General features: G+C 46.0%; 16 protein-coding genes. 5 read left to right on the plus strand and 11 right to left on the minus strand.

Annotated elements, in window-relative coordinates:
• Window positions 1-16: 16 nt before the first annotated feature.
• The 11 genes from pcaF to FTU86_RS01880 form a co-directional block, all read right to left on the minus strand.
• Window positions 17-1,222 (minus strand): 3-oxoadipyl-CoA thiolase, encoded by a 1,206-nt coding sequence (gene pcaF, locus FTU86_RS01830; protein WP_016658114.1) that lies wholly within the window; start codon window positions 1,220-1,222, stop codon window positions 17-19.
• Between the two features lie 134 nt (window positions 1,223-1,356).
• Window positions 1,357-2,010 (minus strand): 3-oxoacid CoA-transferase subunit B, encoded by a 654-nt coding sequence (locus tag FTU86_RS01835; RefSeq protein ID WP_016658115.1) that lies wholly within the window; start codon window positions 2,008-2,010, stop codon window positions 1,357-1,359.
• A 19-nt stretch (window positions 2,011-2,029) separates the two neighbouring features.
• Window positions 2,030-2,716, minus strand: coding sequence for a 3-oxoacid CoA-transferase subunit A (locus FTU86_RS01840; RefSeq protein WP_016658116.1), 687 nt, complete (start codon window positions 2,714-2,716; stop codon window positions 2,030-2,032).
• Window positions 2,717-2,740: 24 nt separating this feature from the next.
• Complete coding sequence (benE, locus tag FTU86_RS01845) at window positions 2,741-3,967, minus strand: benzoate/H(+) symporter BenE (RefSeq protein ID WP_005178085.1); 1,227 nt, start codon at window positions 3,965-3,967, stop codon at window positions 2,741-2,743.
• Between the two features lie 53 nt (window positions 3,968-4,020).
• A complete protein-coding gene (gene benD, locus FTU86_RS01850) occupies window positions 4,021-4,806 on the minus strand; it encodes a benzoate diol dehydrogenase BenD (RefSeq protein WP_160241299.1) in 786 nt (261 codons plus the stop codon).
• Window positions 4,807-4,844: 38 nt separating this feature from the next.
• Entirely contained in the window at window positions 4,845-5,861 is a 1,017-nt protein-coding gene (gene benC / locus FTU86_RS01855; RefSeq protein ID WP_180036362.1) for a benzoate 1,2-dioxygenase electron transfer component BenC, read from the minus strand.
• Window positions 5,862-5,956: 95 nt separating this feature from the next.
• Window positions 5,957-6,448 carry a benzoate 1,2-dioxygenase small subunit gene (gene benB, locus FTU86_RS01860; protein WP_005178081.1) on the minus strand — a complete coding sequence of 164 codons (492 nt, stop codon included), beginning with the start codon at window positions 6,446-6,448 and terminating at the stop codon, window positions 5,957-5,959.
• Window positions 6,445-7,830 carry a benzoate 1,2-dioxygenase large subunit gene (gene benA / locus FTU86_RS01865; protein ID WP_180036361.1) on the minus strand — a complete coding sequence of 462 codons (1,386 nt, stop codon included), beginning with the start codon at window positions 7,828-7,830 and terminating at the stop codon, window positions 6,445-6,447. The genes benB and benA overlap by 4 nt, the downstream gene beginning before the upstream one ends.
• Before the next feature lie 75 nt (window positions 7,831-7,905).
• On the minus strand, window positions 7,906-8,826 hold the full coding sequence (catA, locus tag FTU86_RS01870) for a catechol 1,2-dioxygenase (protein WP_005178079.1): 921 nt from the start codon (window positions 8,824-8,826) through the stop codon (window positions 7,906-7,908).
• 166 nt (window positions 8,827-8,992) lie between these two features.
• Window positions 8,993-9,283, minus strand: a complete 291-nt coding sequence (catC, locus tag FTU86_RS01875; RefSeq protein ID WP_005178078.1) for a muconolactone Delta-isomerase — start codon at window positions 9,281-9,283, stop codon at window positions 8,993-8,995.
• An 11-nt stretch (window positions 9,284-9,294) separates the two neighbouring features.
• Window positions 9,295-10,404, minus strand: coding sequence for a muconate/chloromuconate family cycloisomerase (locus tag FTU86_RS01880; RefSeq protein WP_168406264.1), 1,110 nt, complete (start codon window positions 10,402-10,404; stop codon window positions 9,295-9,297).
• 118 nt (window positions 10,405-10,522) lie between these two features.
• On the opposite strand from FTU86_RS01880, the gene FTU86_RS01885 reads away from it, so the two are divergent.
• The 5 genes from FTU86_RS01885 to FTU86_RS01905 all read left to right on the plus strand — a co-directional run bounded on the left by FTU86_RS01885 (window position 10,523) and on the right by FTU86_RS01905 (window position 17,088).
• The gene (locus FTU86_RS01885) at window positions 10,523-11,437 is read left to right on the plus strand and encodes a LysR family transcriptional regulator (RefSeq protein WP_104473128.1); all 915 of its coding nucleotides are present in this window, start codon (window positions 10,523-10,525) and stop codon (window positions 11,435-11,437) included.
• A 291-nt stretch (window positions 11,438-11,728) separates the two neighbouring features.
• Window positions 11,729-13,111 (plus strand): aromatic acid/H+ symport family MFS transporter, encoded by a 1,383-nt coding sequence (locus FTU86_RS01890; RefSeq protein ID WP_005178072.1) that lies wholly within the window; start codon window positions 11,729-11,731, stop codon window positions 13,109-13,111.
• A 106-nt stretch (window positions 13,112-13,217) separates the two neighbouring features.
• On the plus strand, window positions 13,218-14,513 hold the full coding sequence (locus tag FTU86_RS01895; RefSeq protein WP_180036360.1) for a DcaP family trimeric outer membrane transporter: 1,296 nt from the start codon (window positions 13,218-13,220) through the stop codon (window positions 14,511-14,513).
• 371 nt (window positions 14,514-14,884) lie between these two features.
• The gene (locus FTU86_RS01900) at window positions 14,885-15,907 is read left to right on the plus strand and encodes a flavin reductase family protein (protein WP_180036359.1); all 1,023 of its coding nucleotides are present in this window, start codon (window positions 14,885-14,887) and stop codon (window positions 15,905-15,907) included.
• A 17-nt stretch (window positions 15,908-15,924) separates the two neighbouring features.
• Window positions 15,925-17,088, plus strand: a complete 1,164-nt coding sequence (locus FTU86_RS01905) for an acyl-CoA desaturase (RefSeq protein WP_005178063.1) — start codon at window positions 15,925-15,927, stop codon at window positions 17,086-17,088.
• The last annotated feature ends 163 nt before the right edge of the window (window positions 17,089-17,251 follow it).

Below are 17,251 nucleotides of genomic sequence, written 5' to 3' on the forward strand. Positions count from 1 at the left end.
ATTTGTTATCGTATCTTTAAACGCGTTCAATAATCAAAGCGATGCCTTGACCGACACCAATACACATTGAGCACAGGCCATATTTGCCGCCAGTGGCTTCCAGCTGGTTCAGGGCCGTGGTGACCAGACGCGCACCTGATGCACCGAGTGGATGACCCAGTGAAATGGCGCCACCATTCGGGTTCACTTTCGCGGCACCATCTTCCAGACCAAGGTCACGGGTACACGCCAGTGCTTGAGCAGCAAAAGCTTCGTTTAGCTCAATCACATCCATCTGCTCTAACGTCAGACCGGTTTGGGCCAACAGTTTTTTAATGGCTGGCGCTGGACCAAAGCCCATAATGCGTGGTTCCACACCCACCACAGTTGCACCAATAATTTTGGCACGTGGTTTTAAACCGTATTCCGCTACCGCTTCATCAGAGGCAATTAATAATGCTGCTGCACCATCGTTAATACCTGAGGCATTACCGGCAGTCACAGTACCATCGGCTTTGACCACAGGTTTGAGTTTCGCCAGACCTTCTAACGTGGTTGATGCACGTGGATGCTCATCGGTATCGACCACAACTGGTTCGCCTTTACGCTGTGGAATGACCACAGGTACGATTTCATTTTTAAAGAAACCTTTGGCTTGTGCGGCAGCGGTACGTTGCTGGCTTTCAAACGCAAACTTGTCCTGATCTTCACGGTTAATGTTGAACTGTTCTGCCACGTTTTCTGCAGTTTGTGGCATGGTTTCAACACCATACATTTCTTTCAGTTTCGGGTTAATGAAGCGCCAGCCCATGGTGGTGTCTTCAATTTTCTGGCTACGGCCATAGGCAGATTCAGATTTACCCATCACAAATGGTGCACGTGACATGCTTTCTACACCACCCGCCACAATCAGATGTGCTTCACCGGCTTTAATGGTACGCGCCGCCATGGCAACCGCATCCAGTGATGAACCACATAAACGGTTTAAAGTTGTTGCAGGCACCTGATGCGGTACACCCGCCAATAGCGCAGACATACGACCCACGTTACGGTTGTCTTCGCCGGCCTGGTTGGCACAGCCGTAAATCACGTCATCTACTTTTTCCCAGTTAACACTTGGGTTACGCTCCATCAGCGCCTGAATTGGAATGGCACCCAGGTCATCTGCACGTACAGGAGCAAGTCCACCTGCGTAGCGACCGAATGGGGTGCGAATAGCATCGATGATATATGCGTTTTTCATTTTTTCTGTTTCCTAAATTCTTTTTTAATCCCCCTAAATCCCCCTTTAGAAAAGAGGGACTTTTCCTCCCTTGCTTGCGCTGAGTTTTTAAAGCCGTGCTTTAAAACTCGCTCAGGGAGGTTGGGAGGGATTACTTAACCCTGTGTCGCATCAATCAGCTTCGCACCGGTCAGGGATTGCAGCTCTTCAAATGACAGACCGTCAACTTTCTCAATCACTTTCATGCCTTCAGCAGTCACATCAATCACGCACAGGTCGGTATAAATACGATCTACACATTTCAGGCCAGTTGCTGGATAGCTCAGCTCCGCTACAATTTTCGGCTCGCCTTTTTTAGTCACGTGATCGGTAGTGATAAAGACTTTCTTGGCACCAACTGCAAGGTCCATTGCACCACCTACTGCAGGAATTGCATCTGGGGCACCAGTATGCCAGTTGGCCAGGTCACCATTTTCTGCAATCTGGAAGGCACCCAATACGGCGATGTCCAAGTGACCGCCACGCATCATCGCGAAAGAATCTCCATGATGGAAGAAACAGCCACCGGTTAGCATGGTTACATATTCTTTACCGGCATTGATCAGTTCCGGATCTTCTTCACCTGGCGCAGGTTTTGGACCAAAGGCCAATAAACCGTTTTCAGAATGCAGGAATACATCTTTATCTGCAGGCAGGTAGTTTGAAATTTTGGTTGGCAGGCCAATCCCGAGGTTGACATAGGCACCATCTGGAATGTCTTGGGCAACGCGTTCAGCAATCTGGTCACGTGTTAATTTGGTATAGCTCATCGTGTTCTCCTTCACGTATTTATGCTGATTGTTCAGGCTGTTTGGCAGCAACTGACACCACATGCTGTACAAAAATACCCGGAGTGATGATGTGCTCAGGATCAAGCTCACCCAGTTCAACCACTTCTGCGACCTGTGCAATGGTGACATCTGCCGCCATGGCCATAATCGGGCCAAAGTTACGAGCAGATTTACGGTACACCAGGTTGCCCCAACGGTCGCCTTTGTAGGCTTTAATTAAAGCAAAATCGGCTTTAATCGGGTTTTCCAGAACGAATTCTTTGCCTTCGTAATTTAAGGTCGGTTTACCTTCAGCCAGTAAAGTACCAAAGCCAGTTGGGGTGTAGATTGGGCCTAAACCCATACCTGCAGCCTGAATACGGCAAGCCAGGTTACCTTGCGGCACCAGTTCCAGCTCGATTTTGCCAGCACGATACAGTTCATCAAAAATATAAGAGTCAGACTGACGAGGGAACGAGCAGATGATTTTACGTACAGCGCCTGCTTTGAGTAATTTGGCCAAACCGTAGTCGCCATTACCGGCATTGTTATTGACGATGACCAAATCCTTGATGCCCAGTTCAATCAGGCCATCAATCAGTTCAGCAGGCTGACCTGCTGTACCGAAACCACCAATCATGATGGTTGAACCATCTTTAATTTGAGAGAGCACATCTTTTAAAGATGCTGAGCTTTTATCAATCATAGTTGTTTCCTAGTCAAACAAACTTCATTGACCCGTGCTTTTGCTTGGGCTTGAAGGTGAGGTCAGTGCTGATAAACCGGTTCTGCTTAAAATGACATGAGCCAGAATACCCAGACAAATTCCCCAAAAAACTGAGCTGAGACCTAAAAACTGCATACCCGATGCAGTTGCCAGGAAGGTAATAAGTGCTGCGTCACGCTGGTTTTCCTGATGCATGGCGGCATTTAAATTGATGCCAATGGCTCCTAGAAGTGCCAGACCGGCCAATGCTGCCACCAATTCTTTCGGGAGCAGGCTAAACAGCATCACAATGCTGCCGGCAAATAAACCGCCTAAAATGTAGAACAGGCCGTTGGCAATCCCGGCGATATAGCGCTTTTCTTTCAGTTCATGCGCGTCTTTGCCCATGCACAGCGCGGCGGTAATTGAGGCCAGGACAATAGTGATCCCGCCAACGCACGCCACCGCCAGCGAAGCGATACTGGTGGTGGTAATAATGGGTTTAGCCGGCGTGTCGTAGCCACTGAGCTTTAAAATGGCCATCCCCGGTAGAAACTGACCAGACAGGCTGACTAAAATCAGCGGTAAGGCCAGGTTAAGGGTCGAGTTCCAGGTCCATTCCGGCGCAATAAACTGCGGCACTGCCAGGCTAAAACTCATTTCGACCGGATTCATGGTGCCGAGCAACAGGCTCAGGCCAATTCCGGTCAATAGTACATACAGCATGGCATAGCGCGGACTAAAACGTTTGGCCAGTAAGAACACCAGCAACATGCCAAATACAATAAACGGCATGTTGTTACTGGCGGTAAACAGACCAAAGCCAAACTGGCACAAAATGCCGGCCATCATGCCTGCTGCAACTGCTTGCGGAATTAAGGCCAGCAATTTGTCGAAATAACCGGTAATCCCAATAATGAAAATCACCACGGCTGAGGTGATGTAGGCTGCAACGGCTTCGTTCAGGGAAATATCAGGAAAGAGGGTGACCAGCAAGGCCGTTCCGGGTGCCGACCAGGCGGTGACCACCGGAACTTTGAATTTAATTGAAAGGAAGATACCGGCAACGGCTGCACCAATAGAAATGCCCCAAATCCATGAAATCATCATGGCATTGGACACTTGAGCCTGTTGGGCTGCCTGGAAGAAGATGATTAAAGGACCGGCATAGGAAATCAGTACAGCTAAAAATCCTGCAACTGTGGCTGATAAGGACCAGTCTTTTCTTAAGGTATCTAACAGGTGACTCATTGTTTGCCTCCGTGCAAGTCTGGCAATGATCCTGTACAAAAAAGATGATCAGGTTAACCCTGATCACCACCACCTACAGGTACAACCGTACCTGTCATGTACGATGATTCATCAGAAGCAAGGAATAAAATCGCATTCACTTGTTCCTGAATGGTGCCGTAGCGCCCCAAGAAAGTACGATCAATTGTTTGATCTACCACTTCTTGCATCCACGCTTGTTCTGATTCAGAAAGCGGGTTGGCATTACGTGGTACTTTGCGTGGTGGTGCTTCAGTGCCGCCTGTGGCAATTGCATTGACGCGAATACCGTCTTTGGCGTGTTCAAAGGCAAGGGAAGCGGTTAAGCCATTCACACCACCTTTTGAAGCCGAATACGGCACACGGTTAATACCACGTGTTGCAATAGAAGATACGTTTACAATCGTACCTTTTTGATTCTTAATCATTTCTGGCAACACGGCACGGCAGCACCATAGGGTTGGGAACAATGAACGATTCACTTCCTTGATAATTTCTTCTTCAGAAAATTCTTGGAAAGGTTTCATCCAGATTGCACCACCGACGTTGTTGATGAGTACATCTACACGGCCATAGGTATCGAGTGCTTTTGCAACGACAGATTCTGCACCTGCAAAAGTTTCAAGATTGGCTTTTACAGTAACAGCATCGCCACCAAGCTCTTCAATTTCAGCCAACACTTCTTCTACATAAGGAGAAAGGTCAGCCATGACTACTTGTGCGCCTTCGCTAGCCACTTGTAAAGCCACACCGCGACCAATGCCTTGAGCGGCACCAGTCACGATTACAACTTTGTTTTCAAATCTTTTTGAGCGATTCATTGTATTCTCCGACTATGTTTCTAGACTGTCTAACAAACTTAGTTGGCAGAGAATTTTTCAAATAGGAAGCTTGCAGGTTTAACACCTTCTGCATCTAACCAGCCACGTACCGCTTCAACCATTGGTACTGGACCACACAGATACACATCAACATCGCCGCCATTGAGCCATTCGTTGTCAATATGACCAGTCACATAGCCTTTACGCTCATGTGCAGATTCCGGGTTTGCCACAACAGTGCGGTACTCGAACCAAGAGAATTTTTCTTGTAGTTCGTTTAATTTTTCAATTGCAACCAAGTCAAAGTCATTGGTCACACCAAAGACTAAACGTACAGGGTGCTCAGAACCTTTTTCTTCAAGCACTTGCAGCATAGACATAAATGGTGCAATACCCGTACCACCCGCTAACATCACCACAGGGCGTGCTACATTACGTAAGTAGAAGCTACCAAATGGACCCGTAAAGGTCATTTTGTCGCCAGCTTTAGCGTTTTGGCTTAAGAATTCGCTCATTTTGCCGTTTGGTACGTTACGTACCACAAAGCCAGTTAAGCGGTTGCCAGGCTTAGAGCTGAAAGAATACGAACGAGTTTCTGTTGTGCCTGGAATACCCACATTCACATATTGACCTGCAAGGAAGTGAATATCTGGTTGACCTTCATCTAACTGAATATCAAAGGTAATAGTCGAGTCAGATAAGTTTTCAACACGTGCCAATGTACCTTCAAATGCATGAATTTCAGTTTTACATACATCAGAAGTGGCTTGAATTTGGAATACTGCGTCTGAAGTTGGTTTACATTGGCATGCAAGAATATAGCCTTGTTCAGCTTCTTCTGGTGTCAATGCATCTTCAATATAAGTTTCTTCAGGCATGTCATACGAACCTGATTCACAAAACGCACGGCACGTTCCACATGCACCATCACGGCAGTCCAAAGGAATATTGATCTTTTGACGGTAAGCTGCGTCTGACAGTGTTTCACCATCTGTAACAGAAATAAAACGTGTAACGCCATCTTCAAATTGAAGTGCAACATTGTGGTTTGACATGGCTGAATATCCTATAGAAATCTTTAAAACTTGACCTTTCAGCCAAAATTCCATCTGGCTGAAAGGTTTTTACCTAGCTGTAAATCAATACAGTCTTAGAGGTGATAAATGTCGATTACTTGGTTGATGTAGTCGTTCTTCAGAACCACATACTTGTTCACGATTTTTGGTTCTTCGCCAGAGAAATCGATCACATAACGTGACATGCCGAAGTAGCTGTAGTTGGTTTTGTAACGGAAACTTAAAGTGTTCCAGTTAAAACGCACTGTGACTAAATCACCGTTTTGCTCAACCACTTCAATATTGCTGATGTTGTGGCTGGTACGGGTATCCGGCATGGTGGCAGAAGAACGTTCAGTTTTAATACGGAACACACGGTCTTCAAGGCCTTGACGGTCCGGGTAGTAGATCAGTGAAATTTCAGACTGTGGATCTTCAGTCAGTTTGTCATCGTCATCCCAGGCTGGCATCCAGAATTCTGCATTTGGCGCATAGCACTGTAACCAGTCATCCCATTGCTCATCGTCTAAAAAACGTGCTTCACGGTAGAGGAATTGAGCAATATTTTCTAAAGTAATCGCGCTCATGCGTTTTCTCCTTCAGTTGCAGCAAGCTCTTTCTCGTCAGCAATCGCTTTTTTCATAAGTTTGAGCCAGAATTCGTGTTGAGCAAGGTATAAACCTTCATCTTCAGTTTTAATGCCTGAAAGTTTTGGTTTTAAACCAATTTCGTTAGCCGCATCATCCGGACCTTGGATCCAGTGTTTGGCACCACGACTCATGTCGTTCCATTCCAGGGCAATACCGGCATAACCCGCTTGACATGCACGGAACTCTTCCAAGTCATCTGGAGTTGCCATACCTGAAGCGTTGAAGAAATCTTCATACTGACGGATACGACGTGCACGTGCATCAGCGTCTTCACCGACAGGAGCGATACAGTAAATGGTCACTTCAGTTTTGGTTGGAGACAGTGGACGAAGTACACGAATCTGTGAACCGAACTGGTCCATGAAGTAGACGTTTGGATAGATACACAGGTTACGGGAACGCTCGATCATCCATTTCGCCATCGCTTCACCGTATTGCTCGGTGTATTCATCTTTCTTGGCAAAGTTAGGACGGTCTTCAGGGTTTGCCCATTGTGTCCAAAGTAGCATGTGACCATTTTCAAAGCCGTAAGAACCACCGCCTTGTTTGCCCCATGAACCTGCACTCATAGCACGAATATTGTCGCCAGCTTCTTTTTCTTTACGTTGTTGAGTGGTTGCAGCATAGTTCCAGTGTACTGCAGACACGTGGTAACCATCGGCACCGTTTTCAGCAGTCAGCTTCCAGTTACCTTCATAGGTATAGGTTGATGAGCCGCGTAATACTTCCAGACCCTGGTCAGACTGACCCACGATCATGTCAATAATTTTGGTGGCTTCGCCAAGATATTCTTCTAGTGGTGGAACATCCGGGTTTAAGCTACCGAACAAGAAACCTTTGTAGTTTTCAAAACGGGCAACTTTTTTCAGGTCGTGTGAACCGTCTTGGTTGAAGCAGTCTGAATAACCTGCATCTGCCGGATCTTTTACTTTTAAAAGTTTGCCTGAGTTGTTAAATGTCCAGCCGTGGAAAGGGCAGGTATAAGTCGCTTTGTTACCGCGTTTGTAACGGCAAAGCTGCGCACCACGGTGTGAACAGGCATTGATCATGGCATTCAGTTCACCGTTACGGTTACGTGCAATGATGATCGGCTGGCGGCCCATGTGAGTGGTGTAATAATCGTTGTTATTTGGAATTTGGCTTTCATGTGCCAAGTACACCCAGTTTCCCTCGAAAATATATTTCATTTCAAGGTCAAAAATGGCCTGGTCTGTAAATACTGAACGATGTAGCTTGAATTCACCTGTTTCATAGTTTTCAACAAGTAATTCGTCAATACGATCTAAATGGCTGGTGTTAATTACTGGAATACGAGGCATGTCCGTTCTCCGACTTTCCAAATTTGGGTAAGTCACCGAAATGTCTGGGAGTAGACATTTCGGTTCCCTGTATGATTAAGCGCTTGCGCGGCGGCGTTCAACTTCAGTAGAAGGAGCACCTTCTTTATCTTTCTGAAGAACTACATCAAAACGGATGTATTTGAACGGACCTTTCAAGCCACGACGCGCGATTTCAGCTTCATCAGTCACATCTTCAGCAACGGCTACCAGACCTTCACGTGTACCGAATGCGAAGTCGTCCCATAAGTATTTGTCACCCTCAATGTTGAATTGAGTTGTCAATTTACGGTGACCCGGTGCAGAGATGAAGTAGTGCACGTGTGCAGGACGTTGACCGTGACGCGCGATCTGGTTCAATACGCCTTGTAAAGGACCTTCTGGGTTCAGGCCATAACCTACAGGCATGGTAGTTTGTGCAACGTAGTTACCTTGGTCGTCTGCTAAAATGCTGCGACGCAGGTTGAAGTGTGATTGCGACTTGTCAAAGAAAGAGTAGTTACCATGGCTGTTGGCGTGCCACATTTCTACCTTCGCGCCTGGCAGGATGTTGCCATCAGTGTCAGTCACTTGACCTTCAATGATTAATGTTGCGATTTGACCTTCTTCAGAACCGTCGTCCATACGTGCAAAACCTACTGATTCAGGTGCGCCTGCAACATATAAAGGACCTTCAATTGTACGTGGCGTACCGCCAGTCAGGCCTGCTTTGGCATCTGCTTCGTCAGCACGAAGATCAAGGAAGTGTTCCAGACCAACTGCAGAACCCATTAATGCAAATTCATCTGCTTTGGCGATGTCAATAATGGTTTCAATACCTTTCCATACTTCAGACTGGCTTAAATCCAGGTCTTCAATCGCTTGGAAAAGATCAGTTACAAGACGTACCACAACCTGTTGAACGCGTGGATTTACCGGACCCTCTGCAGTGTCGACGTTACAAGCCTTAACTACGTTTTCAATTGTTTGACGATCCATACAATTACTCCTTGAATGTATGTATATAGTTGTCGTGGCTGCCTGAATGCTTATTTGGCTGGCTGATCTGGCTGGCCACAATCCTTGTTTATTTACCCTTTGGACTTCTAAAGTCGCTACCCCGATAGCGGCTTTAAATTCTTAAAATACCGATATGAACTGTGAATCAGGTGTCATCATCACGGACAGAAGATGGGTGGCGGTTAAGCGCCATCACTTCAATATTCATGTATGGATACAACGGCAGACCTTGCAGCAGGTTATGCAGTTCTTCGTTGCTTTCAACATCAAAAATACTGATGTTTGAATACTGGCCTGTAATGCGCCAGATATGACGCCATTTACCTTGGCGCTGTAATTCCTGCGAATATGCCTTTTCAACGGCTTTAATTTCATTAGCGCGTTCAGCTGGCATATCGAGTGGAATATTGACATCCATGCGTACGTGAAAAAGCATGTCTAGCTCCTTTATTGACGACGTAAGCGGTCAAGCTTGTCTTCATCCAGTTCAATACCTAAACCGGCAGTGGTTGGTAACACCAATTCAAAGTTTTGATATTGCAATGGTGTTTTTAAAATTTCTTCCGTCAGTAGCAATGGACCAAACAGTTCGGTGCCGTAAGCCAGGCTTTCAAAAGTCGAGAACACATGCGCTGAAGCAATGGTTCCCACCGGGCCTTCCAGCATGGTGCCGCCGTACAGGTCGATATTGGCCAGCTTGGCAATTTTGCCAACCTCACATCCTTCGATTAGACCACCAGATTGTGCAACTTTCACTGCGAAAACTGATGCGCCATTGTTACGGGCAATCTGGTAAGCGCTGTTTGGACCCATTAACGATTCGTCTGCCATAATGGCAATATCGAAACGGCGGGTGAGGCGACGCATCGCATCGAGGTTTTCAATTCCGCATGGCTGTTCAATCAGGTCAACACCGCCATCTTGCAGCAGCTGAATACCTTTAATGGCTTCAAGCTCTGACCAGGCACGGTTGACGTCAACACGAATAGAAACGTCTTTGCCTAATGCTTTTTTGATTGCCAGCACGTGTTCAACATCTTCTTCAACCGGACGAGAACCGATTTTCAGCTTGAACACATTGTGACGTTTGATTTCAATCATCTTCTGCGCTTCAGCGATGTCTTTTTCAGTATTGCCTGAAGCCAATACCCAAAGCACAGGAACGCTGTCACGTAAACGGCCACCAAGAATTTCACTCAGTGGTAAACCGAGGCGCTGTGCCTGAATGTCCAGTAAAGCAGTCTGGATGGCACATTTGGCAAAACGGTTGCCATTAATATTCTTTTTCAGGGCGCGTATGGTTTGTGCAAAGTTCAAACCTGCCAATGTTTTTAGTAAAGGTGCGAAGTAAGTATCAATATTGGTTTTTACGCTTTCTGGGCTTTCTTCACCGTAGCCTAATCCACCAATTGTGGTTGCTTCGCCCCAGCCCACAAAACCATCGTCTGTGGAGATCTTTACCAATACCAGGGTTTGCGTCTGCATTGTCGCCACCGCCATTTTGTGTGGACGAATGGTAGGAATCTCGACAAGCATGGTTTCAATGGATTTATACATCACTTTACTCTTCGCAATCTTGCGTTGTGTATCTGATGTGATATACCTTAAAAGAATAGAAACGCACTGTCGAAGATCATTTTGGCATTTTATTATATTCTAAAGGTATGGAAAGGGTATGGAACTTAGACATCTCAGATACTTTGTTGCTGTGGTAGAAGAACAGAGTTTTACCAAAGCAGCTGAAAAACTGTTTATTGCGCAACCACCTTTAAGCCGTCAGATCCAAAATCTGGAAAGTGAGCTTGGAATTCAGCTATTTGAGCGCGGTAGCCGCCCATTACAGACCACTCCGGCAGGCCAATTTTTCTATCAGCATGCCGTAAAACTTTTGTCTAATGCGGAAGAGATCAAAACCATGACCAAGCGGGTGGGAATGGTCGAGAAAACCGTGACCATTGGTTTTGTGGGCTCTTTACTTTATGGTTTACTCCCCAGAATAGTCTATTTATTCCGCCAACAACATCCTAATTTAAAGATAGAACTGGTTGAAATGACCACCACCAACCAGATTCAGGCATTAAAAGAAGGTCGTATAGATGTCGGATTTGGCCGTTTACGCATTTCCGATCCGGCCATTCGACGTATTTTATTACGTGAAGAACCCCTTATGGTCGCTGTGCATGACAGTCATATATTTGCAACAAAGCGGCAGGGTATATACCTTTCAGATATTGTCGAAGAAAATATTTTTCTCTATCCAAACCATCCCAAACCGAATTTTTCGACCCAAGTGCGCGGCCTGTTTTCCGAATACAGTCTGGAGCCACGCAGTTTAAAAGAAGTGCGTGAAATTCAGCTGGCTTTGGGGCTGGTGGCTGCTGGTGAAGGCATGTGCATAGTCCCGGAAAGCGCGCGTACCATACAGTTGCCGCATTTGAACTATATTCCTTTACTCGATGATGCTGCTAAAAGCCCGATTTTCCTGGCGATTCGCAGTATGGATGAAAGCGAAGATATCCGCTCGCTGTTTGACAGTATTTATCAGGTCTATGATCTGGAAGCGATTAAATATGATCGTACTGTAATTTAAGGGCGTTGAAGTTTAGCTCTTTCCATCCTTTATAAAGATAAAGTTGCAACAGGTCTGAACGGCGCGCTTTTGTTCAGACCTTTTTTTATGTTTCACAGTTTAAAAATAAACTTTAATTTATATTTCCTACATAAAGATAGATTGTTTAAAACATAAACAATTGTTTATCAAACTAATTTTTTCGCCTAACTTTTTAGGTATGAATATATATGCAATCGGTTTTGGACAAAAATAACGCATTGGGTCATTGTTTACAAAAATTTGGACGGTTTCACAAGCAGGAGGCTTATCGTGAATACAACAGATTCAGTAAACATCAATACGGTGGTTGATAACGCGAAATTTACGCCATTTCACTGGGGCGTACTTTTATGGTGTTTATTAATTATTATCTTCGACGGCTATGACCTGGTTATTTACGGGGTGGCTTTACCACTATTGATGCAGGAATGGTCACTTGGTGCGGTAGAGGCAGGGCTATTGGCCAGTACCGCGCTGTTCGGGATGATGTTCGGTGCCATGAGTTTCGGAACGCTCTCCGATAAACTGGGCCGGAAAAAGACCATTATGATCTGTGTGGCCATTTTCAGTGGCTTTACCTTCCTCGGTGCTTTTGCCAGTAACCCGATTGAGTTTGGTATTTTACGTTTCCTTGCCGGTTTAGGCATTGGCGGTGTGATGCCAAACGTGGTGGCACTGATGACCGAATACGCACCAAAACGGATTCGGAGTACTCTGGTTGCCGTGATGTTCAGTGGCTATGCCATTGGCGGGATGACCTCTGCCTTGTTAGGTGCATGGCTGGTGGCAGATTATGGCTGGAAAATCATGTTCTACCTAGCCGGTACACCATTATTGCTGTTACCGCTGCTGTGGAAATTCTTGCCAGAATCCCTGATGTTCCTCACCAAAAAAGGTGAAACAGAACAGGTCCGCACCTTTGTACAGAAAATTGCTCCAGAACAGAATATTGCGCCAAATACCCAGTTTGTGTTGAATGAAGTGATGGCCGGTGATGAAGCCCCATTACGTGCACTGTTCCAGCAAGGTCGTACCTTCAGTACCTTAATGTTCTGGGTTGCGTTCTTCATGTGTCTGTTAATGGTCTATGCATTGGGCAGCTGGTTACCAAAACTGATGATTCAGGCCGGTTATTCACTCGGTGCAAGTATGCTGTTCCTGTTCGCGCTGAATATTGGCGGTATGGTCGGTGCAATTGGTGGCGGTGCCTTGTCAGATCGTTTCCATCTGAAACCGGTATTGACCATTATGTTCACCGTGGGGGCAATTGCGCTAATCCTGCTTGGCTTTAACAGTCCACAGCCAGTGCTGTATACCTTAATTGCCATTGCCGGTGCAGCCACCATTGGATCACAAATTTTACTATATACTTTCGTCGCACAGTTTTACCCGACTACAGTACGTTCAACCGGTATGGGTTGGGCCTCTGGAATTGGCCGGATCGGCGCGATTGTCGGGCCTGTGCTGACCGGTGCACTGCTGACTTTAAACCTGCCACACCAGATGAATTTCATGATGATTGCCATCCCTGGTCTAATTGCAGCCGTAGCGATCTTTATGGTAAATCTGAAAGTCTCGGTAGATGGTGCCAAAGCCAAGCAGGAAAGCTTCGCCAACAGCAATGTCAAAGCAGTCAAAAGCTCTGCACATTAATCTCTGAGCAAACCGCTAGCTTGAGTTCTTCAGGCTAGCCAAACTTTAAAACAATGAAACTTTGTCAGGAACGACAAAAACGGATAGTCACAGGATAAGTGTGCCCATGAAAACAATGATGATCAAACCTTTAGTAATTGCTGTCGGTTTAACAATGAGTGTAATGGCCAATGCGCAAAGCAGCCAGGAAGTTGAGCAGCTTCGTCAGGAAGTGCAACAACTGAAAGCACTTGTTCATCAATATGCTCAACAAAATCAAACGGTTCAAGCGAATTTAAACCAACTTGCCAATACTGCGGTACAACCACCTGTTGCACAAAAAGCCAGCACTGAAAAGCGCGGCTTGGGTATGACGCTGGGTAATGCTGAATTTAACCTGTATGGAAACGTCCGTATGGATGGTTCTTATCAGGTTGAGGGCAGTAGCCGAGATTTGCCATATAACCATATTAATGCCGTAGCGTTAGAAGGCAATAATGAAAGTAGTGATCGTTTAAGATCAACACTTTCTGCTACCCGTTTAGGCATGGACTTTAAAGCACCGGTTGGTGCTGGTGACAAAGCCCTGAGCGGTAAAATTGAGGTAGATTTCCTTGGTGGTGATAAATTTGATAATTTACGTATCCGTCATGCTTATATGAGCTATGCCAACTGGTTAATTGGTCAAACCTGGTCAAACTTTGCAGTGCCGGATTATATGCCAGAAACAGTCGATGCTTTGGCCTATGCCGGTGGCGCAGTTAAACGTTTCCCGCAAGTGCGTTATACCGCGAAATTCAGCCCGCAAACCAATCTGGTGGTGGCTGCTGAAGACCCAAAAGATAACAGCATCACCCAGCGTTTACCGGCTTTAACTGCGCGCTTAAATCATCAGTTCGCCGATAACATGAGCGTGAGCGCACGTGCCATGGGCCATGAAAAACGCATCAATTCTGATGAAGAAATGGCGTGGGGTGTGGGCTTGGGCGCTAAATATGATGTGACCCCAAGCACGACTTTAAAAGCAGACTACTACCATGTGAAGGGTGATAGCAGCTTTGTGTCTTTTGCCAATACCGGCACCATCCAGGGTGCAAACGGTCTGGAGCAAAGCGAGTTTGATTCGATTACGGTCGGTCTGACCCAGAAGTTTAATGAAAAACTGCGCGGCACAGTGGGTTATGGCTATATGAGCTTTGATCAGGATGCTGATTATCTGGCAGCGACTCCAGCAGATAAACGAACTGGCGTTAACAAAGACTTATGGCAGGCATGGGCCAATGTCTTCTATAGCCCGATCAAGCCGGTTAGCTTAGGTCTGGAATATGTCTATGGTGAACGTACAGCTTTAGAAGCAGCAACGAATGGCAGTAATAAAGGTGAAGATAACCGTATTAATATGGTGGCCATCTATAACTTCTAATTACACGCTATAGATTAAAAAAGCCAGAAGGACACTTCTGGCTTTTTTGGTTTTAGACTTTTTTGGACTTAAGTCTAATGTGGGGGCAATTACAGCAAAAATATCAGGCATTTTCACCGAGTCTGACAAAAGCATACGACATTTTCATGAAAAATCCTGCGCCTGCACAAAAGCAAATCAGAACAATAAAACTTCTCCCATCGAAGTTGGGACCGAAAAAGTGCAGAATCTTGTCAGACAAAACCAGCTAAAACATAAGGAAAAGACAAGTTTTGTCCTGCATTCACATGGAATCGAGATCATGAATCTATATAGTGGGCATGAACATTAAAAAAAGAACATCCGTTCACTGAAAAAATCATGAGGCCGCTATGAGCACTTCTGTAGAGTATAAACCCGAGTGGATTCGAGAAGATTTTATTGATTTTATTGCAGAAAAAATAAATCCAGTCTGGGCATTGAAAAAGGTCAAAGCCTGCGTTGTTGAAATTCAGGCATTAAGTCCAGACTTTTATAAAATTCATTTACGTCCCAACCAGAATTTTCAGGCACAGCGTTTTCAGGCCGGACAAAGTATTCTGGTCACGCTGGCGATGAATGGGGTACGCCAGCAGCGCAGCTATTCCATTGTCACTTTGCTCGATAACGGCGATGTGATTCTGGCCATCAAACGACAAGGTAAAATGTCCAATGCCTTGACCCGGTTACCGGCAGGGGCTGTGGTGGAGCTGTCCCAGCCGCAGGGCAATTTTGTGCTGCCGGCACAAGTTCCATCCTTATGTTTTATTGCATCGGGCAGTGGGATTACCGCCATATATTCCTTATTACAAAAAGCCGTGGTCAGCTCGACCCAGCCGATAGACCTGCTGTATTTCACCCGGGATGATGCCTTCCATGCCGAAATTAAAACCCTGGCGCTGATGTATCCGCATTTTAAATATCATCATTTTAATACCGTAGAACAGCGTCAGCATTTGTCTTTGGCCTTACTGCAAAACACGGTCGAGCAACTGGGTGAGCGACATATTTATGCTTGTGGTTCAGCCTCGATGATGCAGGCCGCCCAGCAGATTTGTCAGCAGCAGGATTTAAGCGAGCAGTTTCATTCCGAGTATTTTCAAATGACCGCAGATGAAACTCTGGAGGCGCAGCCGGTGCAATTCTTGCGCTCGCAGCAGGATTTTCAGGCCAACAGCAATTTGCTGGACAGTGCCGAAGCCGCTGGGCTAAGACCGGCCCATGGCTGTCGTATGGGAATCTGCAATACCTGCTCCTGTACCAAAGTCAGTGGCAGCGTGCGTAATCTGCTGACCGGTGAAATTGACCATAACCATAATACCCAAATCAAACTTTGTGTGACGCAGGCAATCAGTCCTGTCGTGATTAACTTATAATCTGGAGGGAACATCACATGAATATGCCTGCCGCGTTACATCCGAACAGCAAGTCAAAATATTTAACCGAGGCTCAGATTCAGGAATTTGGTGCCAAAGTGGAAGCCATCCGCCGTGAAGTCATGGATGATCTGGGGGAAAAAGATGCCCAGTATATTTATAAAATCCGTAATTTTGTCCGCTATAGTGAAATTGCCTCACGTGGGATGCTGATGTTTGGCGGCTGGATTCCGCCAGTATGGTTATTGGGGACTGGTTTACTCGGATTATCCAAAATTGTTGAAAATATGGAGCTGGGTCATAACGTCATGCATGGCCAGTTTGACTGGATGAATGATCCGACCCTGAACGGTGCCAGTTATGACTGGGACACCATTGCCACCGGAGACGACTGGAAATATACCCATAACTATATTCATCACACCTATACCAATATTGTCGACAAAGACCACGATGTCGGCTATGGCTTGCTACGGGTTAGCGAAGCACAAAAATGGGAACCGCGTTTTTTGATGAATATTCCGCTGGCCATTCAGCTGATGGTATTTTTTGAATGGTATGTGGGGCTGCAACGTCTGCATTTAGAAGATGTACTGGTTTATAAAACCAAAACCTGGAAACAGGTCTGGGATGAAGCGGCCGGTTTAAGAAAGAAAATGCGCCGTCAGGTGGTCAAAGATTATGTCTTTTTCCCGCTGCTTGCCGGGCCAAATGCCATTCCGGTTTTTGCCGGCAATGCTGTCGCCAATGTGATTCGCAGCCTGTGGGCATCCGCGGTGATCTTTAACGGCCATTTCACTGAAGATGCGGAAAATTTTGAAGCCGACAACACCGAAAATGAAAGCCGGGCTGAATGGTATATCCGCCAGATTCGCGGTTCGAGTAATTTTAGTGGCACCCAGTGGCTGCATATTTTAAGTGGAAATTTAAGCCATCAGATTGAGCACCATTTATTTCCGGATATGCCGGCCAACCGTTATGCCGAAGTAGCGCCAAAAATTAAAGCGCTGTGTGCAGAATATGGTATTCATTATAATGAAGCCAATTTTATCCAGCAGTTTTCCAGTGTCTGGGTGCGTCTGGCCAAGTGTTCGGTGCCAAATCACTGGCAGGACAAAATCGGGCAGGGCGGTCACCTGATTCGTACCTGTCTGGCCCAGCTGAAAGCCAAATTCCAGTAACAGCAGATTTTAGCCAGCTTTTATAAGACCAGAAGATAAGATGTCTTTTGGTCTTTTTTATTTTGCATAACTGCTGCATTTTTTACTCAAGACTCAAACTTGAGTGCAACAGCGCTACAGGAGCATGAGCTATTTTTACAGAAAAAACGCCCGGTCTTGCCGA

The organism is Acinetobacter sp. YH12155 (assembly GCF_013418255.1).
Classification (GTDB): Bacteria; Pseudomonadota; Gammaproteobacteria; order Pseudomonadales; family Moraxellaceae; genus Acinetobacter; species Acinetobacter indicus.